This window comes from Curvivirga sp. (genome assembly GCF_965219885.1).
Lineage (GTDB): Bacteria > Pseudomonadota > Alphaproteobacteria > UBA8366 > Aestuariispiraceae > Curvivirga.
The window spans coordinates 443,424-470,407 of record NZ_CBDCOT010000007.1 but is presented as its reverse complement, the minus strand read 5'-3'; the positions used below and the strand labels follow the sequence as shown (position 1 = coordinate 470,407).

26 protein-coding genes are annotated in these 26,984 nt (G+C 43.2%); 15 read left to right on the top strand and 11 right to left on the bottom strand.

The features are described from left to right. The first annotated feature begins 3 nt into the window (after nt 1-3). Nucleotides 4-1,272 (top strand): class I SAM-dependent methyltransferase, encoded by a 1,269-nt coding sequence (locus ACOQOA_RS02320; protein ID WP_420547051.1) that lies wholly within the window; start codon nt 4-6, stop codon nt 1,270-1,272. On the opposite strand, the gene ACOQOA_RS02315 is transcribed toward ACOQOA_RS02320, so the two are convergent. Both ACOQOA_RS02315 and ACOQOA_RS02310 read right to left on the bottom strand, forming a co-directional pair. Beyond that, entirely contained in the window at nt 1,273-2,187 is a 915-nt protein-coding gene (locus ACOQOA_RS02315) for a DMT family transporter (protein WP_420547050.1), read from the bottom strand. Nucleotides 2,188-2,490: 303 nt separating this feature from the next. Then, nucleotides 2,491-2,739 carry a DUF1127 domain-containing protein gene (locus ACOQOA_RS02310; RefSeq protein ID WP_420547049.1) on the bottom strand — a complete coding sequence of 83 codons (249 nt, stop codon included), beginning with the start codon at nt 2,737-2,739 and terminating at the stop codon, nt 2,491-2,493. A 232-nt stretch (nt 2,740-2,971) separates the two neighbouring features. Between ACOQOA_RS02310 and ACOQOA_RS02305 the strand changes: the two genes are divergently transcribed. Further along, on the top strand, nt 2,972-3,871 hold the full coding sequence (locus tag ACOQOA_RS02305; RefSeq protein ID WP_420547048.1) for a transcriptional regulator GcvA: 900 nt from the start codon (nt 2,972-2,974) through the stop codon (nt 3,869-3,871). A 20-nt stretch (nt 3,872-3,891) separates the two neighbouring features. Here the strand turns inward: ACOQOA_RS02305 and ACOQOA_RS02300 are convergent, their stop codons facing one another. The 5 genes from ACOQOA_RS02300 to ACOQOA_RS02280 form a co-directional block, all read right to left on the bottom strand. After that, the gene (locus ACOQOA_RS02300) at nt 3,892-4,548 is read right to left on the bottom strand and encodes an HAD family hydrolase (RefSeq protein WP_420547047.1); all 657 of its coding nucleotides are present in this window, start codon (nt 4,546-4,548) and stop codon (nt 3,892-3,894) included. Next, a complete protein-coding gene (locus tag ACOQOA_RS02295) occupies nt 4,548-5,435 on the bottom strand; it encodes a DMT family transporter (protein ID WP_420547046.1) in 888 nt (295 codons plus the stop codon). The genes ACOQOA_RS02300 and ACOQOA_RS02295 overlap by 1 nt, the downstream gene beginning before the upstream one ends. 65 nt (nt 5,436-5,500) lie before the next feature. Next, nucleotides 5,501-5,923, bottom strand: a complete 423-nt coding sequence (locus tag ACOQOA_RS02290) for an NUDIX hydrolase (RefSeq protein WP_420547045.1) — start codon at nt 5,921-5,923, stop codon at nt 5,501-5,503. Nucleotides 5,924-5,942: 19 nt separating this feature from the next. Continuing rightward, the gene (gene phbB, locus ACOQOA_RS02285; protein WP_155156868.1) at nt 5,943-6,665 is read right to left on the bottom strand and encodes an acetoacetyl-CoA reductase; all 723 of its coding nucleotides are present in this window, start codon (nt 6,663-6,665) and stop codon (nt 5,943-5,945) included. 197 nt (nt 6,666-6,862) lie between these two features. Next, the gene (locus ACOQOA_RS02280; protein ID WP_420547044.1) at nt 6,863-7,261 is read right to left on the bottom strand and encodes a hypothetical protein; all 399 of its coding nucleotides are present in this window, start codon (nt 7,259-7,261) and stop codon (nt 6,863-6,865) included. Nucleotides 7,262-7,453: 192 nt separating this feature from the next. Here ACOQOA_RS02280 and ACOQOA_RS02275 point away from each other — a divergent pair, with 192 nt between their 5' ends. Both ACOQOA_RS02275 and ACOQOA_RS02270 read left to right on the top strand, forming a co-directional pair. After that, nucleotides 7,454-9,019, top strand: a complete 1,566-nt coding sequence (locus ACOQOA_RS02275; RefSeq protein WP_420547043.1) for a sulfatase-like hydrolase/transferase — start codon at nt 7,454-7,456, stop codon at nt 9,017-9,019. A 115-nt stretch (nt 9,020-9,134) separates the two neighbouring features. After that, a complete protein-coding gene (locus ACOQOA_RS02270; RefSeq protein ID WP_420547042.1) occupies nt 9,135-10,565 on the top strand; it encodes a sigma-54-dependent transcriptional regulator in 1,431 nt (476 codons plus the stop codon). Here the strand turns inward: ACOQOA_RS02270 and ACOQOA_RS02265 are convergent. Then, nucleotides 10,562-11,935: an RsmB/NOP family class I SAM-dependent RNA methyltransferase gene (locus ACOQOA_RS02265; RefSeq protein WP_420547041.1), complete on the bottom strand. Its 1,374-nt coding sequence runs from the start codon at nt 11,933-11,935 to the stop codon at nt 10,562-10,564. The two genes, ACOQOA_RS02270 and ACOQOA_RS02265, sit on opposite strands and share 4 nt — an antisense overlap. A 90-nt stretch (nt 11,936-12,025) precedes the next feature. Here ACOQOA_RS02265 and ACOQOA_RS02260 point away from each other — a divergent pair, with 90 nt between their 5' ends. Beyond that, on the top strand, nt 12,026-12,307 hold the full coding sequence (locus tag ACOQOA_RS02260) for a DUF1674 domain-containing protein (protein ID WP_420547040.1): 282 nt from the start codon (nt 12,026-12,028) through the stop codon (nt 12,305-12,307). 12 nt (nt 12,308-12,319) lie between these two features. Here ACOQOA_RS02260 and ACOQOA_RS02255 read toward each other — a convergent pair whose 3' ends face one another. Then, nucleotides 12,320-12,958, bottom strand: a complete 639-nt coding sequence (locus ACOQOA_RS02255; RefSeq protein WP_420547039.1) for a regulatory protein RecX — start codon at nt 12,956-12,958, stop codon at nt 12,320-12,322. Between the two features lie 343 nt (nt 12,959-13,301). Here ACOQOA_RS02255 and ACOQOA_RS02250 point away from each other — a divergent pair, with 343 nt between their 5' ends. The 7 genes from ACOQOA_RS02250 (at nt 13,302) to ACOQOA_RS02220 (ending at nt 20,379) form a co-directional block, all read left to right on the top strand. Next, complete coding sequence (locus ACOQOA_RS02250; RefSeq protein WP_420547038.1) at nt 13,302-14,555, top strand: hypothetical protein; 1,254 nt, start codon at nt 13,302-13,304, stop codon at nt 14,553-14,555. 143 nt (nt 14,556-14,698) lie between these two features. Next, on the top strand, nt 14,699-15,496 hold the full coding sequence (locus ACOQOA_RS02245; protein WP_420547037.1) for an ABC transporter permease: 798 nt from the start codon (nt 14,699-14,701) through the stop codon (nt 15,494-15,496). Between the two features lie 17 nt (nt 15,497-15,513). Then, on the top strand, nt 15,514-16,314 hold the full coding sequence (locus ACOQOA_RS02240) for an ABC transporter permease (protein ID WP_420547036.1): 801 nt from the start codon (nt 15,514-15,516) through the stop codon (nt 16,312-16,314). A gap of 166 nt (nt 16,315-16,480) precedes the next feature. Next, on the top strand, nt 16,481-17,689 hold the full coding sequence (locus ACOQOA_RS02235) for an aspartate aminotransferase family protein (RefSeq protein WP_420547035.1): 1,209 nt from the start codon (nt 16,481-16,483) through the stop codon (nt 17,687-17,689). 4 nt (nt 17,690-17,693) lie between these two features. After that, on the top strand, nt 17,694-18,611 hold the full coding sequence (gene argF, locus ACOQOA_RS02230) for an ornithine carbamoyltransferase (protein WP_155156886.1): 918 nt from the start codon (nt 17,694-17,696) through the stop codon (nt 18,609-18,611). Between the two features lie 147 nt (nt 18,612-18,758). Further along, a complete protein-coding gene (locus ACOQOA_RS02225) occupies nt 18,759-19,682 on the top strand; it encodes an Hsp33 family molecular chaperone HslO (RefSeq protein WP_420547034.1) in 924 nt (307 codons plus the stop codon). A gap of 112 nt (nt 19,683-19,794) precedes the next feature. Beyond that, nucleotides 19,795-20,379 (top strand): hypothetical protein, encoded by a 585-nt coding sequence (locus tag ACOQOA_RS02220; RefSeq protein WP_420547033.1) that lies wholly within the window; start codon nt 19,795-19,797, stop codon nt 20,377-20,379. Nucleotides 20,380-20,385: 6 nt separating this feature from the next. Here the strand turns inward: ACOQOA_RS02220 and ACOQOA_RS02215 are convergent, their stop codons facing one another. Together ACOQOA_RS02215 and tsaD are read right to left on the bottom strand one after the other, a co-directional pair. Then, nucleotides 20,386-21,381 carry an NAD(P)H-dependent glycerol-3-phosphate dehydrogenase gene (locus tag ACOQOA_RS02215; protein ID WP_420547032.1) on the bottom strand — a complete coding sequence of 332 codons (996 nt, stop codon included), beginning with the start codon at nt 21,379-21,381 and terminating at the stop codon, nt 20,386-20,388. Nucleotides 21,382-21,393: 12 nt separating this feature from the next. Next, on the bottom strand, nt 21,394-22,443 hold the full coding sequence (tsaD, locus tag ACOQOA_RS02210) for a tRNA (adenosine(37)-N6)-threonylcarbamoyltransferase complex transferase subunit TsaD (RefSeq protein ID WP_420547031.1): 1,050 nt from the start codon (nt 22,441-22,443) through the stop codon (nt 21,394-21,396). 157 nt (nt 22,444-22,600) lie between these two features. Here tsaD and hemC point away from each other — a divergent pair, with 157 nt between their 5' ends. The 3 genes from hemC to ACOQOA_RS02195 are packed head-to-tail and all read left to right on the top strand — an operon-like array spanning nt 22,601 to nt 26,956. Further along, nucleotides 22,601-23,518, top strand: a complete 918-nt coding sequence (hemC, locus tag ACOQOA_RS02205) for a hydroxymethylbilane synthase (protein WP_420547030.1) — start codon at nt 22,601-22,603, stop codon at nt 23,516-23,518. Further along, nucleotides 23,511-25,745, top strand: coding sequence for a uroporphyrinogen-III synthase (locus ACOQOA_RS02200; protein WP_420547029.1), 2,235 nt, complete (start codon nt 23,511-23,513; stop codon nt 25,743-25,745). The genes hemC and ACOQOA_RS02200 overlap by 8 nt, the downstream gene beginning before the upstream one ends. Then, complete coding sequence (locus ACOQOA_RS02195; RefSeq protein WP_420547028.1) at nt 25,742-26,956, top strand: heme biosynthesis protein HemY; 1,215 nt, start codon at nt 25,742-25,744, stop codon at nt 26,954-26,956. The genes ACOQOA_RS02200 and ACOQOA_RS02195 overlap by 4 nt, the downstream gene beginning before the upstream one ends. The last annotated feature ends 28 nt before the right edge of the window (nt 26,957-26,984 follow it).

The window sequence follows — 26,984 nt, the reverse complement described above, 5'->3', positions numbered from 1 at the left end:
CCCATGGCGAAGAAAAAGCAAACGCTATCAGGTAAAGGCGCAAAAAAAGCGACCAAAGCGATCAAAACTCAATACGAAGATTTGCCTTATCCAGAGCGTCGCCCAGAAGATGAGCGCAAACGATTGATCACCGGATCCCCCGGACATCTCGTTGAGTTACGACATACGTTATTCAACGGTAAACTGCCCCAAGACGAAAACGGTAATTTCCGTGTCCTAATTGCAGGTGGTGGCACTGGGGATGCGCTTGTAATGCTTGCCCAACAATTAACTGATGAGAATATTGCAGCTGATATTCATTATATTGATCTTTCCAAAGCATCACGTGTCATCGCTGAAAAACGGGTTAAAGCGCGAAAGCTTAAAAACATCACATTTCATACAGGCTCTCTGCTAGACGCAGCAGATCTTGGTGATTTTCATTACATTGATTGTTGTGGCGTATTACATCATCTGCCTAACCCACAAGATGGATTTAAGGCTTTAGCAAAAGCGTTGAAGCCAGACGGCGGTTTCGGCTTAATGGTCTATGGTACCTATGGACGGACCGGTGTGTATCAAATGCAAGAAGCATTAAGAATGGTTGCATCGGATGGGTCTTCATATGATCGTGTGGAACATACTAAAGAAATACTGGAAAAGCTCCCTACCACAAACTGGCTCAATCAAAATGATGGTATCAATGATCATGAAGTCTCAGATACAGGGATTTTTGATTTGTTGCTTCATTCGCAAGATCGCTCTTATACGGTGCCGGAACTCAATCAGGAATTATCAAATGCAGGATTAAAACTGGTTACCTATATTGACCCTGCTCCCTACAATCCGGATTTTTATCCTCTACCCGACCAGACAAGAGAAGTTTTAAAGGAGAAATCGTTAGAAGAGCGTGCCCAATTTTGTGAACTTCTATCTGGCAATATGCATAAACATACTTTGTATTGTGTTCCAAACTTGCGTGAGGAAGCAATCACAGCAAAACCGAATAATATGAATATGATACCTGTATATCGCGATAGCCAAACAGAACAGCAATTTCGATCCATGCCACAAGGCGTTCAACCGAACTTCACGCTAAACAGATTAAAGTTTCAACCGACCCTACCACCACATGCCGCCCTGATTTTACGTACTATTGATGGGAAAAGCAGCTTGGAAGACATTCGACGACGTTTACCGGGGCAACCCGACGTCTTTGCCTTCCAAAATATCTTTAGCTATGTGTTTGACGTAATGAATAGTTTCGGAAAACTCTTCCTGAAACAACGCTGATCATGATGCCTTAAGGCGTAACCATTTTTTAATTTGGCCCGGCTTACTAATCACCAACATATTGCCAACTAAAATAAGGATGACTCCCGCAAGGGCTTCCAAGGTCCAGACGTAACCTTCGTAAAAGGTAGAAATCCCCAAAGCAACGATTGGGAATAATACCGCCACATAAGCTGCCCGATCAGCCCCAATATTTTTTACCAGTGTCAAATAACATCCAAATGCAATAACAGATGCAACTGCTGCTAAGTAGAAAAGTGACCATAGATAATCGAAACTGGTGTCGATCTTAAATTCAATCCCGGCCAATAAAACAATAACAAATGACCCGATGGCGCCATAGGTCATTCCCCATTTGTTATAGGTGTTCACAGAAATACCAGCATTGTTATTTCGCATCGCCAACATGTTACCGAAGGATGCAAATAAGGTCGCTAATAAACATAAGGCAAGACCAAACATAGAATCATCTTCGAAGGATAAGATTTTTACTTCCGGTAAGAATACCAAACCAATACCAAACAGCCCTAAAATACTGGCGATCAAAACACGACCATCCACTTTTTTCTTAAAGAAGATCGCTTGATTGACGATATTCAAGATCGAAATTGTGCAGAAAACAACAGCAACTAATCCACTAGGCAAATATCCAGTCGCCACATAGAAAGTTGAATAGTTAAAACTAAACAACATCAAGCCTTGGGCAGCCATGAATAAATGATCTTTAACGCTAAGTTGTTTTTCTTCTTTTTTACGCGAAAACAAATGGACAAAAGCAAAAAGAATTACTCCCGCCAATGCAAAACGATAAGCCACGGAAACAACGGGATGCACCTCCCCTAATTGGAAAGTAATTACAAACCAACTTGATCCCCATATTAAAATTGTAAGTAAATAAAATGCTGCATTTTGCATTGCCAATCCCGTTCGTATTTATACTTAATTAGAAATCTATGAAATATTATTAATGTTATATATCACTCCCAACCCTCTGTCCGCCCGTTTCTTGGCATAACATTGTTGATTTAGATGAAACAGTTGAAACAAAAAGAAAAAGCGCGGTGCCGACAAGTCGATCCACCGCGCTTGAATTTTCCGAACCTGCCGAGAATTCAATGCTACCAACCGCATAAAATTCAAGTGGGAGATGACAGGTTCCAGAGTAGGTTCATTCAGGGGAAAATGAACCTCAGGGGTCACTTATGAAAAGTGTAATCCTTAAGACATCCAGAAAGGCTTGTTACCTTCACGCAATGCATCTGCGCGTGTCATGCCCATGTCGTCCAACAAACGTGCATCCAAGGAAGCAAGATGCTTACGCTCTTCAACGCGAGCTTGCCATGTACGTGCTGCAGCAACTACAGATGCAACCGCAGAACCAAAACCGGACATGATGTCAGCCATTGTGTCTACCAATAGACCAGATGTGCCGCCCAATGTATCAACGAATTGTGTGTTTGTAGCCATTTTAACTTCTCCATCAAAACCCAAACCCGATTTCATCGGTAAATAATTTGGGTTATATAATTACATTTTTAAAAGTTCGACCGACTTGGATATTCTCGACAAGCCCGTCTGTTGTCTCTGATGAGCTGTATTTAGGCTTTTTCATTTTTTTCTACAAGAGATAATTTTTTTTGTGTCGCATTAGTTTTTTTTATGCGATAGTAACAAAGTAGTTACACAAATCAGGTGCCCCATGCCCAAACGCCTTCCCCCGTTAAATACATTAAAAGCTTTCGAAGCATCCGCACGACATCTTTCCTTTACCAAGGCTGCAGATGAGCTTTTCGTTACGCAAGCAGCAGTTTCACATCAGATTAAGACGTTAGAGCAATCCCTTGGCGTGCCGTTATTTAAACGTATGAACCGTGCATTGATGTTAACTGAAGAAGGTCAGATTTTCTTACCTGCCGTTCGGGAAGCCTTAAAGACTATTCGTGACGCAGTGGAAAAGCTCCATGAACAAGACAGCACGGGTACATTAACAGTTTCTTGTATGCCATCCTTTGCCGCGACATGGATGGTGCCACGCCTCGGAAGATTTCATGCGAAACATCCTGATATTGATTTGCGTATTTCCGCCAATTTTGAACTCACCGACTTTGAACGTGAAGATGTCGATGTTGCTGTTCGCTGGGGGGACGGTCGTGAATATCCAGGCCTGACCTCTGTACATTTTATGACAGAGGACATTTTTCCCGTTTGTAGTCCTAAACTTTTAGAAGAAGGCGAACATCCCCTTCGCCAGCCAAGTGATCTCTATTTCCATACTTTATTGCATGATGAGATGCAGACAGATTGGCGTATGTGGTTGAAAGCTGCAGGTGTGGCAGATTATGTGGATGCCAGTCACGGGATGAGTTTCAACTATTCTGATTTGGTATTACAGGCTGCGATTGATGGTCAAGGCGTTGCTCTGGGTCGAAGCTTCCTTGCAAAAGATGCTTTGAAACGCGGCCTTCTGGTAAAACCATTTGAACTTACCTTGCCGGGGGACTTCGCGTATTACTTTGTATGTCCAGAAAACAATTTTCATAGAGCAAAAGTACAAGCATTCCACGACTGGCTTATGGAAGAAGCATCTGACGATAGTTAACAACTTAATTATTAAAATAGTTACACAACCAGATAAGTGCGTAACTCATCCATATGGGTAAATACTTTATGAGCACCAGCCTCGCGTAATAAATCCGCCTGTCTTTCACTGACATGTCCGGCACCCGTAAAACCAAATACATCCATACCAGCGGCTTTAGCGGCTTGAATACCGGTCACGCTATCTTCTATGACAAGTGATTTCTCTGGTGCATATCCCATTTTAGACGCAGCAAGTATATGAAGATCAGGTGCAGGTTTCGGTTTCTCAACAAAACTGGAACTAAAAATATGCTCCACCTCAAACAATTCAAGGATACCTGTAATATCCAGTGAAGATAACAATCTTTTATAACCACTATTGGAACAGACACATTTGGGGAAAGGAAGGTTTTTCAACAATGATTTCACACCATCAATCGGCTGAAGTTCCGTTTCCATACGCGCCTTAGCAATAGAAGATACCTTTGCTTGGGCATCTTCAGGCAAGGTTACTTTGAAACGGGCTTGAATATCTTGCATCAGGTTAAAATCCGTTTTGCCTGCATATTGCTCGCCAAGTTCGTGGGCTGTGATATCAATCCCATGGGATTTAAAAAAATCACTATAGATACCTGCGACCAGCGCCTCACTATCAACTAAGACACCATCGCAATCAAAAATCACTAAATCATACATTAAGCTGATTTACCTTTACCAAAAATCATTTCTTTTGCTGCAAGAACAGCACCGCCGACAATTCCTAAACATGCGATTGCGATCGCCCAACTCGCCTCAGACCGTCCTGCAAGGATCAATAAAACGGCGCTAATCAAAGGCGTTGCGTAACTAGATGCTCCCAGAAGTTTGATATTTCCTTTTTTCACTCCAATATCCCAAGTGAAAAACGCGATACCAACGGGTCCTAACCCCAAACCAACAATTGCCAACCATTGTATCGTATCGGTCGGCAAAATCGTCTCTTCAAACAATCCATGGAAAACAAAACCAAGAATAGCTGTCACCATACAAAACCACCCGACCGTATCTGTCGCCACATGAGAAAACTTTCGACTGATCACCGAATAACTGGACCAAGTTAACGCACAGGCAATAGCCGCCAAATAGCCGACTGTATATTCAGCCTTAAAACTGACCTGTCCACCATCACTGATTAAAATCCAACACCCCGCCAAACCACAAAGTGCACCTGCAATATGAAACCAACGCAATCTTTCTTCGCCCGGTAACAGCGCGGAAAACACAACAATCAATAATGGCCAAAGATAAGCAATCAAACTTGCATCCATTGCAGGTGCATTACGTAATGCAACAAAATACAAAGCGTGATAGCCAAATAATCCGGCAACACCTAAAATCCACACAGCTTTTTGTTTCGGCAAATATTTAAGCGGGTTTTCACGAAATATCAGCCATTTTGCACACATCAACCCGAAGGCAAGTGTGAAGGTCATCCCAACAAGCAAAAATGGTGGGACCAAGCCGGTCCACACCGTAAACAATGCTAACGCGCCCCATAGCAGGATCGCTGTGCCACCGATCAATGTCGCTTGAAGTTCAGACATAAAATCCCCCTTGAAAATACCACTTCTTACTTAAGGAGCTTTCTTATATCTAACAAGGAGAAAAGTTATTGAGACAATTTTTCAATGGCCAAGCGTATAACACGCGCGGTTTCATCCCACATCTGATAATCAGGCAAGTCAGTGAGTTTCACCCAGCGCGCATCCATGGCGTCTGAACCGACTTTCACCTCGCCAGAAAATTCAGTTACATAAAAATCAATTAAACTATAATGAAAATGAGGAAGCTGTATCATATCTGCTACATCAAGAAGCTTAAGTTTTTCTTCCTCAATGACAAGCCCTGTTTCCTCCTTAACTTCGCGGACGGCAGATTGCTTCATAGTCTCCCCAAGTTCCTGCTTACCGCCAGGAATAGACCATGCCCCCTGTTTGGGCGGAGTGCCGCGTTGGATTAATAGAACACTATTTTCCCAAAGCAACACCACCCCAATACCAATAGATGGCTTAGATATTTTTTCTGATTTCACCAATTAACTCTCATTGGTTTTAGTACATATGTTGGCCACCATTAATGGACAACGTGGACCCTGTCACAAAACCGGCATCATCAGCGACCAAGAACCGGACACCACGGGCAATTTCATGTGCACTACCTAAACGACCAACCGGGATTTTTGCAACGATTTTTTCCAAAACCACAGGCGGCACAGATCGTACCATATCTGTATCAATATATCCTGGTGCAATTGCGTTTACGGTCACCCCTTTTGCGGCCCCTTCCTGTGCCAAGGCTTTAGTAAAACCATGAATACCTGATTTCGCGGCTGCGTAGTTAACCTGACCATATTGACCTGCTTGACCATTGATTGATCCGATATTCACGATGCGACCAAAACCGCGTTCACGCATACCATCAATAACATTACGGCACATATTGAAACAGGAACCAAGATTGGTATCCAAGACTTGCTGCCAGTTATCTGGCGTCATTTTATGAATTGTGCCATCACGGGTTATTCCCGCGTTATTTACTAATATTTCTACAGGTCCTAAATCAGCCTCGATTGCCGCAATCCCTTCTTTACAGGCTTCAAAGTCGGATACATCAAATTTATATGCAGAAATACCTGTTCTATCTGTAAATTCGGCGGCCGCTTGCGCATTTCCACCATAATTTGCAGCCACAGTATAACCTGCTTCTTTTAATCCGACACAAATGGCCTCACCGATTCCTCGTGTACCACCTGTAACAACGGCAACTCGTCCCATATCTTAAACTCCTTACGTAAAGTTAGATCTTTTGACATATAATTTTCTTGCTCACAGAGCCATATCATCTCTGTGGAACAACAATATTATTTTTTCATGTCAAAATGATTTCAACACGTTGGAGGAAAAACTCAAAATAAAAAATGCAACTATCTGCAATAATTGAGATAGCGCAGCATTTTCTTACATAAAGCTTATTACAAATTTTTGGATAACGCTTTGAGTTCGTTTACAAGTGATGTCAGATCATCACGTTCAAAAGAGAAATCTTCAACTTCTTCTGTGTCATCTGTATGTTTCAATTTCTCAATCAAATCATCGACAACATTTTTAAGCTGGGTTGCTACGATACCACATTCAACTGCGGTCAGTTCCGTTACAACCTCTTGATCCATCATAAGTTCGGCGAAAGCTTCCGGGTCATTACGCCCCAAATCAACGAGCTTCGCATCCAGATCAACCCAAACATCTTCCCAGCTGTTATAGAGATCTTTTACTTCACCTGCGGCACCAGCCTCAACAGTCTCTTCCAATCGCACCATCAAACGCACAAACTGCCATACGACAAAACGAACTTCGGTAGTTTTTTCAGACATTGGTGTCTCCAATAGATTGGGATTAGTTATTAAGTGTTGCTTGTTATACTTATTTTTGATTGCAAGTAAATGACCTTACTTATTTGTTTTCCCGTTAAAGATTATTTTAATTCAATATCTGCTGGTCGGAATGGATTTTATTTCCTATTTTCTGTCCCATAAAGTTTTATCGGGATACGGGATAAAAGAAAAATGAGTAAAACTAAAAATATTCTCTTTATTATGGCAGATCAACTCCGCTGGGATTATCTTAGCTGCGCGGGACATAAAACTTTAAAAACACCAACCATTGACGCACTAGCTGCACGTGGCACCCGATTTACCAATGCTTATGTGCAATCCGCTATTTGTGGCCCTTCCCGTGTCTCTTTTTATACAGGTCGCTACGTCACATCACATGGTGCAACCTGGAATCAAATTCCATTATCAGTCGGCGAATGGGGACTTGGCGATTATTTACGTCCTCTTGGGCTACGGGTCGCGTTGGCGGGTAAAACTCATATGGTTGCAGATATGGCAAGTATGGAAAAACTATCCATTGAACCCGATAGTTACGAAGGCATTCTTACTGCACAAGCTGGATTTGAGCCTTATATCCGCGATGATGGTCTGCATCCAGACCAGCTAACCAACCCTGATTTGGCTTATAACCAGTATTTACGTAATCAAGGTTACGATGGTGAAAACCCTTGGCATAGTTGGGCAAATGCGGCGGAAGGCGAAAATGGTGAAATTCTGTCGGGTTGGTATATGCGTAACTGCAATAAACCCGCACGTATTAAGGCTGAACATTCAGAAACACCTTGGATGACAGATCAAGCTATGAAATTTATGGAAGAACAAGGTGATGAACCATGGTGCTTGCATCTTAGCTATATCAAACCTCATTGGCCTTATATGGCGCCGGAGCCTTATTTTTCGAACTTCAGCAAAAATGATATCCCTAAGGCTAATCGACAAGATCATGAACTAGATAATCCGCATCCCGTGGTAAAAGCATTTATGAACCATGCCGAAGGACGTAACTTCGCCCGCGAGGAAACACGAGAAACAGTAATTCCTGCTTATATGGCATTGATCCAGCAATTAGATGACGAGCTAGCCCGCCTCTTTGGCTTTATGGAAAAGAACGGACGATTAGACGATACGTTAATCGTTTTTACATCGGATCATGGAGATTACTTGGGAGATCATTGGCTTGGTGAAAAAGAACTCTTTCATGATTGCTCGACCAAAATCCCCCTTATTATCGCAGGCCCCGATTTAGCAGAAGGACAAGTGATAGATGAGCTTGTCGAAGCAATCGACCTTATTCCCACCTTTGTTGACAGTCTAGGAGGCTCAGTTCCAAATCCAAGGTTGGAAGGACGATCCCTGCTCCAGCTATTAAAAGATGGTAAAGTTGCAAATTGGCGCGACTACGCAATTTGTGAATTGGATTATTCCCATCGCGGCGCAAGACTTGAACTAGGTTTAGATGTAAATAGCTGTAAGGCTTGGATGGTCCGATCAGAAAATTGGAAATACATCCATTACCTTGGATATCCAGCACAATTATTCGATATGGTTAGCGACCCGCTTGAATTAAATGATTTAGGCCAAGACCCAGCTTTTGCTAATATCCGTGAGGAATTCGCCCAGATATTATTTGATTGGCATTTATCCGGACGCAAGGTTCGTAAAACCATCAGTGATCAAGAAGTCGAAGCAAGAACAGATAGTTGGCAGAAAAAAGGTGTCATTTTTGGCGAATGGTAACCTGATACTTCCTCCATTCTTTGCTTGCAGATTTATCTATTTCAAGGCATAATTTGCAAATTGCAAATCTCAATTTGTGATATATGGCTGCAACGACTTCAGGACCTTAAAATCAATGTCCATAAGACCACGCGTATTGTTGGTGGAAGATACTCCATCCCTATCCTTGCTTTATAAGCAATATATGTCTGAACTCGACGTTGATGTGAAAATCGCAGAGACTGGCAAGTTTGGCTTACAGCTTATTCAAGAATGGAAACCAAATATTCTGCTGCTTGATATTGAGCTGCCAGATATGAATGGTCTTGATCTGCTGAAAGTCATTCAAGAAAATGAGTTACCCATTAATACGGTCGTGATCACTGCCCATGGATCTGTTGCTGTGGCTGTAGATGCCATGCGTACAGGGGCTTATGATTTTATCGTAAAACCCTTTAATGCCAATCGCTTGCGTGTTACCATCACCAATGCCCTAGAACAGTTAAAACTTACGGAGCTTGTAGAAAGTATTAAAGATTCCAGTCGTGCGAATTTTGAAGGATTTGTCGGATCTTCCCTTTCCATGCAGGCCGTTTATCGCATTATCGATTCTGCTGCAACATCCAAGGCCACTGTTTTCATCACCGGTGAATCCGGTACAGGTAAAGAAGTTTGCGCAGAAGCAATTCATCGCCAAAGTAAACGTGCGGAAAACCCATTCATCGCCATCAACTGTGGTGCTATTCCGCGCGACCTGATGGAATCAGAGATTTTCGGCCATAAAAAAGGTGCCTTTACAGGTGCGACTGCGGACCGCGACGGCGCGGCAACAATGGCCAATGGCGGCACATTATTTCTAGACGAAATCGGTGAAATGCCGATGGAGTTACAAACCAAACTATTACGTTTCATTCAAACAGGCACCTTCCAAAAGGTAGGCGGCAGCCAAGTTGAAGAAGTGAATGTAAGATTCATCTGTGCAACTAACCGCGATGTTTTGGAAGAAGTTGAACAAGGTAACTTCCGTGAGGATTTATATTATCGCCTTCATGTAATCCCTATTCCGATGCCGCCGCTTAGAGAGCGCGGTGAAGATATCTTGCTGATTGCTCGTAAATTCTTAAGAGACTATACCTTGGAAGAAGAAAAGAATTTCCGTGGTTTTGGTGAACAAGTGGAGCGCATTCTGGCCACTTATAAATGGCCGGGTAACGTACGTGAATTGCAGAATATTATCCGCAACATTGTGGTTCTAAATGACGGTGAAATTGTTCAACCGGAAATGTTACCACCTCCACTCAGTCATATTGAGATTTCGCCAGAACAAGCAAAACTTGTTGATGCCCAAATCGCCAAAGCAGGTCACGCTATGACGATGAAAGACCCAACTACGGTATCCCCGCTCTGGATCGCTGAAAAATCCTATATCGAAATGGCCATTCAGGTATGCGAAGGCAATATCCCGCAAGCTGCTAAAAAACTTGAAGTTGCGCCATCTACTTTATATCGAAAGATAGAAAGTTGGAAAAGTAAAGCTGTAGTCACAACCGAGGCTGTTGGCGATTAACCTTTTTTACGGATCAATCCCGCGAAGAAACCATCCATACCGCCTATTTCAGACAAAATGTCTGGACGGCAACGTAACAGGCCTTCGTCGGTAATGCAGTCTTCAACGCCACTAACGACATCTTTTGGAATAGCAATAAATTCGCCATCTGACAGGCTATTCATAAAGCTTTGAAATTGATGTTCAGCCTCTTCTTTTTGCAAAGAGCAAACTGCATACATCATATATCCACCGGATTTCACCATATCCCATGCCGCAGGTAACAAACGTGCTTGTGTCGCAACCAGCTTATCAACATCTTCCTGCGATTTAATATGAGCCAAATCGGGATGACGGCGCATGGTTCCTGTTGCCCCACATGGTGCATCAACAAATACAATATCTGCTTGCTCTGTTGGTTTCCATTTCACAACATCCGCCACATGAATATCTGCGGACAAACCCATTCTGTCTAAATTCTCATGTAAACGGGCCAAGCGTGACTTGGAAATATCTACCGCAGTTACCTTCGCACCAGCTGCGGCCATCTGCATAGTTTTTCCACCGGGAGCTGCACATAAATCCAAAGCAGTTTTACCATCAAATCCGCCAATGAGTTTATCCGCAATCTTAAGCGGTAGCGAACTCGCTAAATCCTGCACCCACCAGTGGCCTTCACTAAACCCTGGTACATTTTGCATATGATATCCAGCCGGCAAACGCTGCCCACCGCCAGGTAAATCAATAGCATCTGTTAATTTTTCAGCATCTTTCAAATGGCGCGGGGAAACATCAATGGGCGCTTCTTCAAGATTGGCTTCCGCCATTGCTTGCGCGGTTTCCTCACCATAGTCACGGACCCAGCTATCCCAAATCCAGGCAGGCGTGTTTAATTTTGCTGCATTTTGAATCGCAAGCAATGCATCCCCTTCTCGATCTGCGCGCCCCAGAATAGCATTAATTAAGCCTTTGAATTTGCGGATAATGGCAAATTCAGACGTTTTATCCAATAAGGAAAGTAATTCCCCAACAGCCGCATGAGGTGGCGTATCTAGTATTAATAATTGCACCATGCCTACGCGCAAGAAATGTGCAACCATTCCCTGATCACCTGTTACCGGACGTTCCAAAAATTCTTCTGCCAAAGCATCCAATTGTCCTTTGTAACGTAAACTATTCAAGACAATTGCGCGGGCAAACCCTTTATCCCGATCTTCCAATTGCTTGAGATCATCAGCCAGTTGTATTTGGGCTTGATCAAAACTCTGTCCTTTATCAAGGATACGACGCAGCATACGCAATGCAACAAGACGTGCAGATATTTCTGCATGCTCACGACGGCGATAAGGAGGCTTGGAACGGTTTTTGGAATTTCTGGATGTATTTGTCATAAGCAGGGTTATGACCCGAAAAACACATGAAAGAAAGGGAAAAGATTAAATCTTTACTTTTATAAAGAGTAATCACATATATAGATCATTATGGAAAAATTAAAAAACCTGTTCAAATCTTCAAAAGCACCTGTTGAAAAACAAGCGCCTACCACAATGACATCTGATGATGATGCACCTATCATGGACCCAGAAGTTAAAGGACATGATTCAAAAACGCTTGCTGAAATAAAGGCTGACGAAGCCGGTCGACGCTGGCGTAAAATGGCAGAAGAAAACGGGGAAGTTGAAATTGAAATTGGTGGTCCAAAAGGTTTAGAACCGACCCGTTATGGCGATTGGGAAAAAGCTGGTCGTTGCATTGATTTCTAAAAACAAGTTTATTCAGTAAAGCAAATCATCCAAATCACTAATATCTTCCGCATCGATAACCTTACGGGCGAGATCATATGAAAAGCCTTGTCGCGCTAACGCTGCCATATCGCGATCTCGTCTCTCTGCTCTCTCTTTTATCCGAAATGGCCCTAAACGCCTTTTCTTCGCATACGAAATCGCGGCTTCTGTATCACTGTCACCTTCTAATTCCTCCTCAAGTTCCAAAAGAGCTGCATCAATGTCAGATGACCCAACGCCTTTCGATATAAGCTTCATTCGAATGGCTTTTACAGATTTACCTTGCCGATGTTGAGAAAATGCAACGGAACGCGCATAAAGCTGATCATTTAACAAACCAACCTCGATAAATCGTTCCACTATTTCATCAACCGCTTGCCGTCCTTCCTCGCGATCCGTTCCCAGTTGTATATGGGATTTATCAACGCGACGCATCAACACTCGGCGTAGATTTTCCGCACTACTGGAAAATCGCTCCAAATAGTAAAGAGCGATATTATTTAAACGTGCCGCATTTACTGGCTTGGGCTTCTTCTCTTTTCGGGCTGGTGTTTTGGTTTTAGCTTTTGATTTTTGAGGGTCATTCTTGGCAAGGCGCGCAAAAGGAACAAGCTTGTTATCGTCATTCATTTTCGCCCTCCTTCCCTAAAACATAAAATTAAACATAAAATTATAAAAAACACTTTCCTGTGATGATCATCACAGGCAATCCATCTAAACATCCTTATAGTCATATTTAGAAAGAGGCAAAAACCTTTTTCATCCAAGACGAGCTTGAAGTGCCTTGGCTAAGATATCCTGCCCCTCCCATCCTGTCATGGCACGACAGCTAATTTAAAACGGCGCTCAATTTTGTTGGGCGCCGTTTTATTTGCTGTTACACTATTTTAAAACGAGGTAAAAAACACTATACCTTAAAGAGGTATCTCACAGATATCTCTAACTTAATGATGTGTAAGGCTCTAAACAAACCATGGCAAAGCCGGGAAAATTCCAAGATCGAGGCGTCTATATTGGTTTTGAAACCAAGAATTTAGGCGGTATGCGGTGTCGTCCTTCTAAAGTTGAAGGCAGCGTATACGAAGCTCTGATCAGTAATTGGGCGGGCGATTCTGCACTTGGTGTTGGTGGAGATTTGGTCATGCCCTTCCTTGATGTGATGGAATGGGCTGAACTTTCTGATCGTGACAAAGCACTCCATGCTTCCGTTTCTCAATATGGATATAAAACTGAAGGATATATAGACCCTCAAGCCATGCGAGAAATTCGATTTGAAACTGATATGGCTTTTGCTGATCCGATCTTGCGGATGCGCGCAGTTGAAGAGTTACGTATCGAATCAGTGGATTCTCAAAATACATATTTTGAAATTCTTTCTATTTTCGCACGTAAATACGGCGCTACAATTGATAATCGTGAACTGAAATATGTAAGTCGCAGCATCCTGCAACAGTTAGCCCGTGAAAATCCGGAAGATGTTTTGCGTCTCACCCGCGAAATTACGAAAGCAGCAGCAGAACATGGGGAAATAACCCCGGAAACCCTTTCTGCGCGCCTTGATTTCTATTCTTCCTTTGCTGCCCCCATCTGCTCAATCCTTGATAAGGATAGCAAAGAAAGAGATATCGGCTATCTCAGTCGCCAATTGGGCGCACTAGAAGATTTAATGGATCGCTTGGAAGAATTTCGCGAAGGGACAAATATTGAAATCTCGGGCTTCATCACGAACATCCAGGAAAATGCAGATAAGTTTCTTGATTTTGCCCAGAAACAAGCCAGCGCTATCCAACTTCTTATTGTGGATGATAGGTCCTACACGCATGATGATATGTTCAAAGAGTTGAAAAAAGAGCTTTATGAGAACCGAATGCATATCGCCTATGCGCTTGATGGTTGGGAACAACATTATGTCGGTTGGAAAAAGTTACAAAATGACTCTCAGGAAACTAAAGAGGACTTTATTATCAAATTGTTCCGCGTCATGCCACAACCAACCCGTGAGGTTGAGATGGTATCCATTGGGTACGATATGTCAGGTGTTGGTAGCCGCGCCGGCACTGTTCGCATGATGCATAGCTGGGATAGTGAAAGCGAAGATCTGGAATTAAAGAACCGAGTAGAAGCGGGTAAATTTAATAAATCTGCGTTGGAAGTCGTTAATTCAGATCGTCGTAGTAAAAGACAGACAGAACGTTCCGCTGGACGTGATGATAATAAGGATTATTAAATCAAATTCATAAATATTATGCAGTTGAAAGACAGACTGTTTCCCTTACCCCTCTTGAATTCATGCAATTGAACTTCTAAATTCAAATCAATTGCATATACAAATACAAAAAACCATTCTCCTATCGAAAGAAAAGAGTTCCTATGTCGGAAGTTGCTACGCCTAGACGTTTTGGCCGCATTAATTGGATCGGTGCGAGCTATCTTTATGTCAAAGAAGTAAAACGTTTTCTAAATGTCTTCACGCAGACGGTTGCTGCCCCTGTGATCACTACCCTTCTGTTTCTTGCTATCTTCACCTTGGCATTAGGCCGGGCTGTTGAAACAGTAAATGGCGTTGCCTTTGCATCATTCCTGGCACCCGGCTTGATCATGATGAGCATGGCGCAAAACGCATTTGCCAATACATCTTCATCCCTGGTGATTTCTAAAATCCAAGGAAATATCGTCGACGTTTTATTACCACCCATCAGCCCTTTTGAATTTACAGCGGCCTATACATTAGGGGGGATAACACGCGGAACGCTTGTTGGTTTTGTTACAGCGATCGCCATGTCTTTCTTTGTTGATATGTCTATCCACAACATTTTCTTTATTATTTTTCATGCTGTTATGGCATCTATGATGTTATCATTACTTGGTATTCTTGGTGGCCTTTGGTCAGAGAAATTTGACCATATTGCTGCTGTTACCAATTTTGTAATCATGCCTTTTTCATTCTTAAGCGGTACGTTTTATTCTATTACTCGCTTACCGGAACCATTTTACACCCTGACCCAGTTCAACCCATTTTTCTATATGATTGATGGTTTCCGTTATGGCTTCATTGGCCAATCGGATTCCGTTCCCATGATTGGCGTTGCTGTAATGCTTGGTGTAAATACGGTATTATTCCTAAGCGCTTGGCGATGGGTAAAATCTGGCTATAAATTAAAAGCTTAAGGTAGGATTTTTGCACCATGTCAGATACAATCACACCTGTAAAATTAAGTTATTTAAACCTCATCGGTATTCGCACCTTGGTGGAACGCGAACTGCGCCGTGAAGTGCGCTTTTTTGGTGTATCTGTTATTGGCCCTGCCCTTCAAGCGGCTTTATTCGCGATCATAATTACAATTGCTGTTGGTGAAAATATGCCAAAAACCAACGGTCTGGATTATATTGTATTTCTTTCCACGGGTTTCATCATTACATCCATGTTGCAACGCGCTTTTGAATCGACAGCCTTCTCTCTGATGTTTGATAAGCTTGAAGGTAATATTGAAGATTTACTCGGCGCCCCGTTCAGTGGGTTTGAAATTTTACTGAGTTACACAATTTCTTCCATGTTTGTCGCATCTACCATCGGTATTTCTGTTTGGTTGGTTTTGCTTCTAATGGGAGGACCAACAATGCCTATACACATACCTGAGCTTGTTGCGGCGATTTTGATTGGGTGTTTCTTATTTTCGTCCGCAGGTGTACTTGCCACCATCTGGTCCGAAAAATGGGACAAGCTTTCTGCAAAAGAAACCTTCTTTGTTATGCCATTGATGTTCTTGTCAGGCTCCTTTTTTCCACGAAGTGCGGTGATCGAAGAATTGCAATTCCTATTAGACTATAATCCTGTATTTCGTCTTGTAGAAGCCGTACGTTATGGTTTTACAGGCGCTCATGAATTAGACGTCTGGGCAGGATTAGGAATGGCATCCATTTGGATGGTTGTAATTTGGGCAATTACCCTCGTCGTTCTGAGCACTGGATATAAAATCAAACCATAACCCCCCTCTTCATCTCATAAAAGTAGCCGAACAAGCTTAAATAGCTTGAAAACCGCTCTTTTCCTTTCTTTTCAATTGACAGGACGCATGAAGAACGGCATTGCTGCTTCTTTCCAAAATGGAAAATTAATCTTTAACTCCAAGAAATCAGAAAGGTCTGTTTTTTATGTCATCTCAAGAGACATTGGCGCACGAAACAAGCGCCGTGATGAACACTTACGCACGGTTCCCAGAAGCTATGGTCCGGGGCGAAGGGGTGTATCTCTTCGATGAGAAAGAGCGACGATTCTTGGACTTTTATGCGGGTATCGCAGTGAATGGTTTAGGTCATTGTCACCCACATCTTGTTAAGACATTGCAAGATCAGGCAACAAAACTTTGGCATGTCAGTAACTTATATCATATCCCAGAGCAGGAGAGATTGGCGAAACGCTTAACTGCAAATAGTTTTGCAGATCGTGTTTTCTTCACCAATTCTGGCGTTGAAGCCATGGAAGGGATGATCAAGCTTGCCCGTCGCTATCACTATGTAGATGGCAATCCAAATAAATGGCGGATCATTACAGTTCAAGGTGCCTTTCATGGGCGTTCACTTGCGACAATCTCTGCGGCGGCAAACCCAAAATATGTTGAAGGTTTCGGTCCAGCCGTTGACGGTTTTGACAATGTTCCATTTGGAAACCTGAATGAATTGCGCAGTGCAATTACAGAAGAAACTGCTGCGATCTTAATCGAACCAATCCAAGGTGAAGGCGGTATCCGTCCAGCTAACATGGAATATCTAAAAGGTCTACGCGAAGCAGCCGACGAATTCGGTCTGCTATTGATCTTCGATGAAATCCAATGTGGTAATTCACGTACTGGTAAAATGTGGGGCCATGAATGGGCTGATATTAAGCCAGACGCAATTGCAACGGCAAAAGGTCTTGGTGGTGGCTTCCCTGTGGGTTGTTTTATGGCAACTGAAGAAGCTGCAAAAGGTTTGGTACCTGGTGTTCATGGCACAACATATGGCGGAAATCCATTGGCTATGGCTGCTGCCAATGCTGTTTTGGATGTGACTGAGAAAGATGGTTTCCTTGACCATGTTCAAGAAGTAGCTAGCTATCTACAAAATAAATTAGATCAACTCGTTTCTGATCATCCTTCGATCTTCACAAGTTGGCGTGGCGCAGGTTTAATGATCGGGCTTCAGGCCAATGCAGAAAACATTGAAGCAATCAAAGTTATCTCAGCTTTCAAGGATGAAGGCTTACTAACTGTTGGTGCCGCGGATAATATCATCCGTCTATTGCCACCATTGATTATTGAAAAAGAACATATTGACGAAGCATATGCTGCTATGGATGCAGCGGCTAAAAAGCTGGAGGGCTAAGGTCATGACAAATTCTCCAAAACATTTCCTAGATCTTGATCATTTTCAAGAAACTGAATTACGTTCTATGCTGGATGCTGGCAATGCATTTCGTAAGGGTAATGCACGCGGCACAGAAAAACCATTAGAAGGTAAAGTACTTGCATGCATCTTTGAAAAACCGTCTACACGTACGCGTTTAAGTTTTGACGTTGGTATGAAGCAATTGGGTGGTGAAGTCGTTGTTATCACACCATCTGAATCCCAACTGGGCCATGGTGAAAGTATCGCCGATACGGCACGTGTTCTAAGCCGTTATGTAGATGCGATTATGATCCGTACAACAACAGAAGATAAACTTTTGGAATTGGCGGAATATGCAACCGTACCTGTGATTAATGGCCTGACAGATCGCACACATCCTTGTCAGTTGATGGCTGATGTTATGACTTATGAACAACATCGCGGTTCCATCAAAGGAAAAACAATTACCTGGTCTGGTGATGGCAACAACATGGCAACAAGCTTTATTCACGCTGCTGTACGTTTTGATTTTACCTTGCGTTTGGCAACACCTGAAGAATTACCTGTACCGCAAGATGTTATTGATTGGGCAAAAGCTGAAGGTGGCAATATTGAAGTTTATCATAGTCCGGAACCCGCAGCTGAAGGTGCAGATTGCATTGTAACTGATACATGGGTGTCAATGGGTGATAAAGATGCGCCTGTGCGTCACAACTTACTTAAATCTTTCCAAGTTGATGAAAGATTAATGGCACGCGCAAAATCTGATGCTATCTTTATGCATTGTTTACCAGCTTACCGTGGCAATGAAGTAACAGCAGAAGTTATTGATGGCCCACAATCCGTAATTTGGGATGAAGCAGAAAATCGCCTTCATGCTCAAAAAGGGGTCTTGGCATATTGCTTGGATGCGTTATAAGGCGCCCAAATTTTACAACGAGACAAGCTAAGGTTAAACTTGGCTTATGCTAATAAAAGCTTGGGGTCTTGAAAAAGGCCCCAAGCTGCTTATTTGTGGCACTAAATTTCAAATAGCTACAAAAGCAAAAAAAGAAATAGGTTCGAAATGTCTGATACAACAAAACTCACCGACGATATGGTATTGCCGTTCATGATCGAAGAATCCGGTATTAATGGCCGTATCGTGCGCATGGGTAAATCAATTGATACTATCCTGAAACGTCATCCAGAAGTCCCTTACCCGGCACAGGTCTTATTGGGACAATTCCTAACACTAGGCGCAGCAATGGCGACTGCATTGAAATATGATGGTGTCTTTACATTACAAGCGAAAGGCGACGGCCCGGTTTCCATGATGGTTGCTGATGTCACCAGTGACGGTAATGTACGTGGCTATATCAAAGTTGATAAAGATCTACCTGATTACGATGATTGCATGCGTGCACCTGTCCTATTTCTACTGGAGAAAGGTTATATGGCCTTCACAGTGGATCAAGGCAAAGACATGGAACGCTATCAAGGCATCGTGGAAATTCGTGGTAAGACTTTGGAAGAGGCTGTGGGTCATTACTTTGCGCAATCAGATCAGTTAGCGTCCCGTGTGCATTTAGCCGCTGGCAAAGGTGAAGATGGCAATTGGCGATCCAGCTGTATCATGCTTCAAAAGATGCCAGAAGAAGGTGGTAACATTATGAAATCCATGGAAGGTGAAGCCTTAGAAGAATGGATGCGTGCTGTTACTTTGATGAAAAGTGCAACTGAAGAAGAAATGACCGATGAAAAATTAGGTGCAAGTGACCTTCTCTATCGCCTATTCCATGAAGATGGCGTTCGTATTTATGATACGAAACCGCTAGATATTAACTGCCGTTGTTCCCGCGAAAAAGTATCGGGTGCTCTTTTGCAATTAAACGCTGATGACCTAGAACATGCGATGGAAAACGACAAGATCGCAGTGACTTGTGAATTTTGTAACACTACTTACGAATTCAACGATCAAGATATCGCCCAAATGAAAACCAAACACTGATATTCATTTCAAGTATGTGATGTCAACGCCCATAGTGATCTCTTGACCATTATGGGCGAATTTGTTCATAGTGTAACTCAGCGTTTCTGGAAGGTAATGACGAGGAAATAATATGCACAAAACAGTCAAATCATTCATTGTAATAAGCATCATTACTCTGATAGCGGCTTGTTCAACAAAAGTGGAAAGACATAACTTTCCTGATCTTACCTACACGCATCTTCAAAGGGTTGATTTAGACGTTGCCGCTATTGAAGTTCTGCAAGCCTATCAACCACCATTACAGCACCCTAATATAGAACATGAAACGCCGATCTCCATGTTAGGAACAACTGCGACATGGGCAAAGGACGTTTTTAAGTCAGTAGGTCACTCCGGCACCGCAAAAATCATAATATCTGAAGCATCGATTATAGAGGAACCTCTCTCTAATAATGCAAGTATTACAAGCACATTTACCACAGAGCAGTCGGAAAAATATATTTCTCAATTAACTGTAGAAATTCGAATTGAAGATGCCTTTGGCGGAAGTGCTTCATCAAATGCGACAGTAAGTCGCAGCATCACTGTACCGGAAGACATATCTTTGACAGATCGTGAACGTGTATGGTTCGACCTGATTGAAGACACTGTTAATGATATGAATCTAAAAATCCGCGATGGGATAAGTAAGTACCTAAAAGACTATCTACGTTAAACTGGCTTAATCTTGCCCACGAAACGGTCTGTTTAACAATTGACGGATCGTTTCACCAATATCAGCGCCTTCAGTAACGATGTGATTAACCGCGTCGCAGATTGGCATATCAACACCCCACTTACGGGCAAGATCAGTGACAGAAGCTGCAGACCAAACTCCCTCGGTCACAGCGCGACGTTCCCCAAGAATTGTTTCAACGCTACGCCCTTTACCTAATTCAATCCCAAAAGACATATTGCGGGATTGAGGACTATTACAAGTAAGCGCTAAATCTCCTAACCCACATAGGCTCATAAGCGTTTCAGGCTTTGCACCTAACTTTTCACCAAGGCGCATAACTTCTGCTAATCCCCGTGTAACAAGTGCGGCACGCGCATTTTCACCAAGCTCTCTTCCGGTGACGATGCCACATGCAATTGCTAAAACATTCTTAACAGCCCCACCAATTTCAGCACCAACTAAATCATCTGTCGGATAAGGACGGAAAGTAGGGGCAGCAATCGCTTTCATAATTAAATCACGGGATACTTCATGACGTGAAGCCACAGTTACTGCTGTTGGTAGTCCGATGGCAACTTCGGAAGCGAAGGTTGGCCCAGAAAGTATGGCCATATGTGCCTCAGGCATTACCTCTTGCGCCACTTCATGCATCAATGCCCCCGTTGATTGCTCCACCCCTTTACAACATAAGGCGATAGCCTTTCCGGCAACGAAAGGCGCCATCTCTTCAGCTACCTTCCGCATATGCTGGCTAGGTACAACTAGCAAAATCACCTCAGCAGCGGTAAGAGCTTCTTCCATATTACCTGTTGCACGAATGCCTGCGTCAAGACGCGTATCTGGCAGATACAACGGATTACCACGACCTTCATTGATATCTTCAACAACCTGCGCGTTACGTGCCCATAAGATCACATCAGACCCGGCGCGGCGTGATGCACAAGCCAAAGCAGTTCCCCAGGCACCACCACCGATCACAGCTGTTTTGAGTGCAGTCATTTTTTTCTTCTCTTAGTCAATCTTTAAACTATCAAGTGGCCAACGGGGTTTTGCAGCGACATTTAAATCACTGGTTAATCCACGGCGGAAACGTTCTAAGCCCGCCCAGGCAATCATAGCGCCATTATCTGTGCATAGCTTCACCGGCGGCGCAACGAAACGCATATTTTGAGCTTCTGCAGCATCCGTTAAAACAGCACGTAATGCTTTATTTGCAGCAACACCACCTCCGACAACGAGTGCATGACCTTCCCCACATTCGGCACGAAAACGTTCCATTGCACGACGACATCGATCAGCAAATACATCACCAACAGCCAATTGAAAGCCTGCACAAATATCAGCAAGCGCTTGTGCATCTCTTTCATCTTCAGAAAGTTTCTCAATCTGTTGACGCACCGCTGTTTTCAACCCGGAAAAAGAAAAATCACAATCAGGACGCCCTACCATGGGGCGCGGCAATTTAAAGCGATACGGATCACCATTCATGGCAGCCTTTTCAACATTTGGCCCGCCTGGATATTCTAAACCCAGCAATTTGGCTGTTTTATCAAATGCTTCACCAACAGCATCATCAATAGTAGATCCATAAAGTTCATAATCCCCGACACCACGAACACAAAGGATCTGACAATGCCCACCAGATACGAGGAGCAATAGATATGGAAATGCAACATCTTCACTTAGACGTGCAGTCAAAGCATGGCCTTCCAAATGATTAACTGACACAAATGGCTTATTAGCAGCTAGTGCCAATGCCTTTGCTGTCATCATACCAACCATCACACCACCGATAAGCCCTGGCCCTGTCGTTGCTGCGATCGCATCCAAATCCTTTAATTCAAGATTGGCTTCATTTAGAGCACGATCCACAATACTGTCCATATGGTCTAAATGGCTACGCGCCGCAATTTCAGGCACTACCCCACCATAAGGACGATGATCATCCAACTGCGATAAAACTATGTTTGAAAGGATTTCACCACTGGATTGGTCGTCCTTTGCAGAAACGACAGCTGCTGCGGTTTCATCACAAGATGTTTCTATACCTAGGACTAACATTCAAATTGCTCAAAAATCTTTAAAATTCTTCTGTAACTTTGCCAGAAGGGTGTAGCCTATCAGGTCCAAATAGGCTACAGCTTGTTTCATAGAAAATTGCATTTTTTACCTGTTTCAACAACAGGCAAATTTCAACTTCTCAAATAATAGGTTTTTCATGGCAAAAATTCTAAAAATCGGTACTCGTGCCTCTCCACTTGCATTGGCACAAGCCTATGAAACACGCGACAAATTAATAGCCGCTCATCCCGATCTTCAATGTGAAATCGTGGAATTAAAAACTACAGGTGATAAGATATTGGATCGCCCGTTGTCCGAAGTGGGTGGTAAAGGTTTGTTCACAAAAGAATTGGATGAAGCATTAGCTGATGGTCGTGCCGATATTTCCGTTCATTCCATGAAAGATTTAGAGACCCAAATTCCTGCCGACCAACAACTTGGCGCTGTTTTACCACGTGAAGATGTACGTGATGCGTTTATTTGTACAAAGGCAAAAACTTTAGCTGATCTACCAGACGGAGCTGTTGTTGGTACCTCTTCCTTACGCCGTCAGGCTCAAATACTTGGAAAGTATCCTCACCTGAAAGTCGTAACCTTCCGTGGGAATGTGCAAACACGCCTACGTAAATTGGAGGAAGGTCAGGCTGATGCAACTCTTTTGGCCATGGCAGGGCTTAATCGTTTGGATATGACAGAAGTTGTGGCATCTGCTTTGGAGGTTGATGACATCTTACCGGCTGTTGCCCAAGGCGCAATTGCCATTACCTTGCGCAAAGGCGATGATGAAACCCAAGCTTTGCTTGATCCATTAAACTGCGAAAAAACCGCTATCCGTGTGACAGCCGAACGGGCATTTCTAGCAAAATTGGATGGATCTTGCCGCACACCAATTGCAGGTTTGGCTGAATTTACGGACGATGGACGCTTGCGATTACGCGGGATGGCCTTATCTTATAATGGTGAACGCCAAATTCTGGAAGAAGACTTTGCTGCAACAGAAGATGCATTTGATCTTGGTAGTCGCATTGGCGAAAAAGTAAAAGCACAGATGGGAGAGAATTTCTTCGGTGAATAACACGATAGAACATCCGAACAGTCTTGTTCTTGTCACGCGCCCGAAAGAAGATGCAGCAAGCTTGCTGGAAATTCTTGATACGCGCGGTTACGCCTCACTCTCTTCCCCGCTTTTGAAAATCAATTATATTGATCCCCCGGCAGAGTTCTCTAATTGGTTAACTGAATCACAAGCCTTGGTGTTGACTTCTGCCAATGGTGTACGTGCGCTCACATCCAATGAAAAGCACAAACATACATACATTCGCTTACCTGTATATGCTGTTGGCGATGCAACCGCACGAGAAGCAAGAGATGCAGGTTTCAAGCAGATAGAAACCGCAGCTGGTGATGTAGATAAACTAGCTGAATTAATTAAGAAAAAATTAAATCCGGAAAATGGATCCGTAACTCATATCGCCGGTAGCAAGCTTGCAGGTGACCTCTCCAACCTGCTTGAAAAAGGTGGCTTCACATATTGTCGCGCCACATTATATGACTCAATCAAAGCGACAGAGCTGTCTATTGACGTTATTGAAGCTCTTGCTCATGCACGCGTACGATGCGTACTTTTTTATTCCCCTCGTACGGCTGAAAGTTTTTCAACTCTTGTAGAAAAAGCTAATTTAGGCGAAACTCTTAAAACAGTAACGGCAATTTGCCTTAGCCAGAACGTTGCCACGAAAATTGAGCATCAAAACTGGCTTGATATTCAAGTTGCTAAACAACCTACTCAGAATGACCTTCTCACTTTACTGGATGCTCTGATGACAGATACACCTGCTACCGATGATCAAGAAAACAACAATTATGATAATCTACTGAGCGATTATAGTGCAGAAGAAATCATCGATGGTTTCGGTGGCATTCGCCCTATGGCGGGTAAGGTCGGTGTGGCAGTTAGCACCGTTCAAGGCTGGAAAACTCGCAATCACATTCCTGAAAGCCATAAAGACCAGATCATCAAGGCGGCAATAGAAGAAAAAGCAACTTTCAATAAATCTGAAAAGGTTAATGAAGAGAAAGATTCGCCGATTATCGAAGGGGAAGTGATTGATAAATCCGATCAAGATACCAACAATGCTTCCAACCATTCTTCAAATAACAGCGATGCAGAACCTGTAATTATCAAAAAACAAGTATCGACCTTTTCCTTGATAAGTATTGCCGCACTGGCTGGCGCCTTGGTCTTACAACCTTATTGGTCGCCAACGGTTGAAAAAGCTTTAAACCCATTAATGTCCAGTTTGGCACCTAACCTGGCGGCGGCAAAAAATGAAAATGCCGTGGAAGGAAAAATTGAAGAAGCTATCGCCCCTCTTCAAGAACGTATTGAACAGCTTCAGACAGCCTTATCGACTGCAATTCAATCATCTAGTAACAATACTATATCGGAGGAATCCGTTTCCGCGCTCATAAGTAAAGAGCTATCATCAGTTTCAAATGCGATTACTGGCTTACAGAAACAAGTAGATGCTATTCCAATCATCACAGAGACGGCAGATGGAACCAGCATTGATCTCTCTCCCTTGAATGAGGAGATACAAAATCTTCGAAAACAAGTTGATCAGGTTAATAACTTGATTGCAGATACCCAACTCAATCTGGAAGACAAGTTACTAAAACTTCAAGATGATTTATCATCATATAAAGCTTCGCTTGATGAGTTGGCAGATATACCTTCTCAGGCTATCACCGCCCCCCAATACAGTCAGCAATCAATTGCTGTGCTGATTGGTGTTATGGAAATGTCCGACGCTTTACAAAAAGGTAGACCTTTAGAGAGCTATATATCAGCACTTCGAGCACAGGTTGCGGGACAGGACGAAATTCTGAATGATTTGAATGAACTACAACGTGTTTCTGAAGATGGAGTGCCTACCCTATATCAACTTCAAAGAACCTATAGTGAGGTCGCTGCCAATCCAGAATCCCATCGCACCGATGCTGGAGAAGCTGCATGGATGGATGCAACATTAAACAATTTACAGAATTTAATCTCCGTCCGTCGTGTGGGCGAAGATGAAAATGCACCACCAATTAGTCGCGCGGAAATTGCACTACAACGCGGAGACTTATCAGCTGCGATTACAATTCTATCCCCCTTGTCTACAGAACGTCAGGATGTAGCAGATTGGATCCAAGCAGCAACTAAACTGGATCAAGCAGAAACATACCTTGCTCGTATTCGTCAAATCGCAAGTAATGCCATTCTTAGCAATCCAAATACGACGGAGAATGATCAATGATCCGTGGTCTTTTTATCTTTGCTAAAATAGCGATACTAGCCGCGATTGGATACTGGTTAGCCGAACAACCTGGACATATCTCAATTGAACTGGCTGGTTGGCGCGTGGATGCCTCTATCGGCATCATGGCACTTGCATTGCTAATCTTGGTCGTGGCGCTTTATTTTGTCGTTAGTCTTTATCGTGCAATACGCAAAGCCCCCAAACAATTTCAAGAAAATCGCGCCCTGTCCCGTCGGGAAAAAGGGTATCGTGCCCTAACACAAGGGCTTGTTGCCGTCGCAGCAGGTGACAAATTAGAAGCTCAACGTCAGTCACGAAAGGCTAATACGCTATTAAATGATCCACCTTTAACCATGTTACTTTCTGCGCAATCAGCTCAGTTAAATGGAGACGAAAAAGCTGCAGAGAAGTTCTTTGAGGCAATGCTGGATCATCCTCAAGCAGCCTTTCTTGGTGTTCGCGGATTGATGATGCAAGCAGCCAAAGAGGGTGACCAAGACAAAGCATTGGAACTTGCTCAAAAAGCGCATGACTTACGTCCCGATACGCCTTGGGTCCTAACGGAGCTTCTTGAACTACAAGATGATGCCAAAGATTGGGATGGTGCGCTTAAAACAGTTGAAGAAGCAATTAAGGCAAAGGCTCTTCCTTTGGAAGAAGGCAAAAAGCGCAAAGCAGAAATTCTGATGCAAAAAGCACGCATTGCACGCGACGAAGGTAACGAAGACATCGCCTTAAATCTGGTAAAACGTTCGGTCCGTGTTGACCCGTCGCTAGCCCCTGCAGTTACGCTTTATGCACGTTTACTGTTAGCGAATGGAAAGTTACGTAAAGCAGAAAAACTGATTGAAGACGCATGGAAACTAAAGCCGAATGCGGCACTTGCTTATACCTATAAAGATTTGAACACTTCTGTGAACGAATTAGAACAAGTCAAACGATTTGAGAAACTGACCCAGTCAAATCAGGATCATGCGGAAAGTCATTTTGCGATGGCACGTATTGCACTTGATGCTGCGTTATGGGGCGAGGCGCGTAAGCAAACAGCACCTTTGATAGATAAGGCATCACAAGAAAATAAAACACCTTCCCCTCGTCTATGCCGTCTCATGGCAGAGTTGGAAGAAAAAGAGCATCACGATATGGCGAAAGCCCATCATTGGTTGGAACTGGCCTCAACTGATAATGAAGAAGTTGAAATCGATTAAAAAAGGGAAGCATATGCTTCCCTTTTTT

Coding starts and splice junctions, on each gene's coding strand:
- ACOQOA_RS02320 (WP_420547051.1), top strand. CDS start 4: ATGGCGAAGAAAAAGCAAACGCTATCAGGTAAAGGCGCAAAAAAAGCG.
- ACOQOA_RS02315 (WP_420547050.1), bottom strand. CDS start 2,187: ATGCAAAATGCAGCATTTTATTTACTTACAATTTTAATATGGGGATCA.
- ACOQOA_RS02310 (WP_420547049.1), bottom strand. CDS start 2,739: ATGGCTACAAACACACAATTCGTTGATACATTGGGCGGCACATCTGGT.
- ACOQOA_RS02305 (WP_420547048.1), top strand. CDS start 2,972: ATGCCCAAACGCCTTCCCCCGTTAAATACATTAAAAGCTTTCGAAGCA.
- ACOQOA_RS02300 (WP_420547047.1), bottom strand. CDS start 4,548: ATGTATGATTTAGTGATTTTTGATTGCGATGGTGTCTTAGTTGATAGT.
- ACOQOA_RS02295 (WP_420547046.1), bottom strand. CDS start 5,435: ATGTCTGAACTTCAAGCGACATTGATCGGTGGCACAGCGATCCTGCTA.
- phbB (WP_155156868.1), bottom strand. CDS start 6,665: ATGGGACGAGTTGCCGTTGTTACAGGTGGTACACGAGGAATCGGTGAG.
- ACOQOA_RS02280 (WP_420547044.1), bottom strand. CDS start 7,261: ATGTCTGAAAAAACTACCGAAGTTCGTTTTGTCGTATGGCAGTTTGTG.
- ACOQOA_RS02275 (WP_420547043.1), top strand. CDS start 7,454: ATGAGTAAAACTAAAAATATTCTCTTTATTATGGCAGATCAACTCCGC.
- ACOQOA_RS02270 (WP_420547042.1), top strand. CDS start 9,135: ATGTCCATAAGACCACGCGTATTGTTGGTGGAAGATACTCCATCCCTA.
- ACOQOA_RS02265 (WP_420547041.1), bottom strand. CDS start 11,935: ATGACAAATACATCCAGAAATTCCAAAAACCGTTCCAAGCCTCCTTAT.
- ACOQOA_RS02260 (WP_420547040.1), top strand. CDS start 12,026: ATGGAAAAATTAAAAAACCTGTTCAAATCTTCAAAAGCACCTGTTGAA.
- ACOQOA_RS02255 (WP_420547039.1), bottom strand. CDS start 12,958: ATGAATGACGATAACAAGCTTGTTCCTTTTGCGCGCCTTGCCAAGAAT.
- ACOQOA_RS02250 (WP_420547038.1), top strand. CDS start 13,302: ATGGCAAAGCCGGGAAAATTCCAAGATCGAGGCGTCTATATTGGTTTT.
- ACOQOA_RS02245 (WP_420547037.1), top strand. CDS start 14,699: ATGTCGGAAGTTGCTACGCCTAGACGTTTTGGCCGCATTAATTGGATC.
- ACOQOA_RS02240 (WP_420547036.1), top strand. CDS start 15,514: ATGTCAGATACAATCACACCTGTAAAATTAAGTTATTTAAACCTCATC.
- ACOQOA_RS02235 (WP_420547035.1), top strand. CDS start 16,481: ATGTCATCTCAAGAGACATTGGCGCACGAAACAAGCGCCGTGATGAAC.
- argF (WP_155156886.1), top strand. CDS start 17,694: ATGACAAATTCTCCAAAACATTTCCTAGATCTTGATCATTTTCAAGAA.
- ACOQOA_RS02225 (WP_420547034.1), top strand. CDS start 18,759: ATGTCTGATACAACAAAACTCACCGACGATATGGTATTGCCGTTCATG.
- ACOQOA_RS02220 (WP_420547033.1), top strand. CDS start 19,795: ATGCACAAAACAGTCAAATCATTCATTGTAATAAGCATCATTACTCTG.
- ACOQOA_RS02215 (WP_420547032.1), bottom strand. CDS start 21,381: ATGACTGCACTCAAAACAGCTGTGATCGGTGGTGGTGCCTGGGGAACT.
- tsaD (WP_420547031.1), bottom strand. CDS start 22,443: ATGTTAGTCCTAGGTATAGAAACATCTTGTGATGAAACCGCAGCAGCT.
- hemC (WP_420547030.1), top strand. CDS start 22,601: ATGGCAAAAATTCTAAAAATCGGTACTCGTGCCTCTCCACTTGCATTG.
- ACOQOA_RS02195 (WP_420547028.1), top strand. CDS start 25,742: ATGATCCGTGGTCTTTTTATCTTTGCTAAAATAGCGATACTAGCCGCG.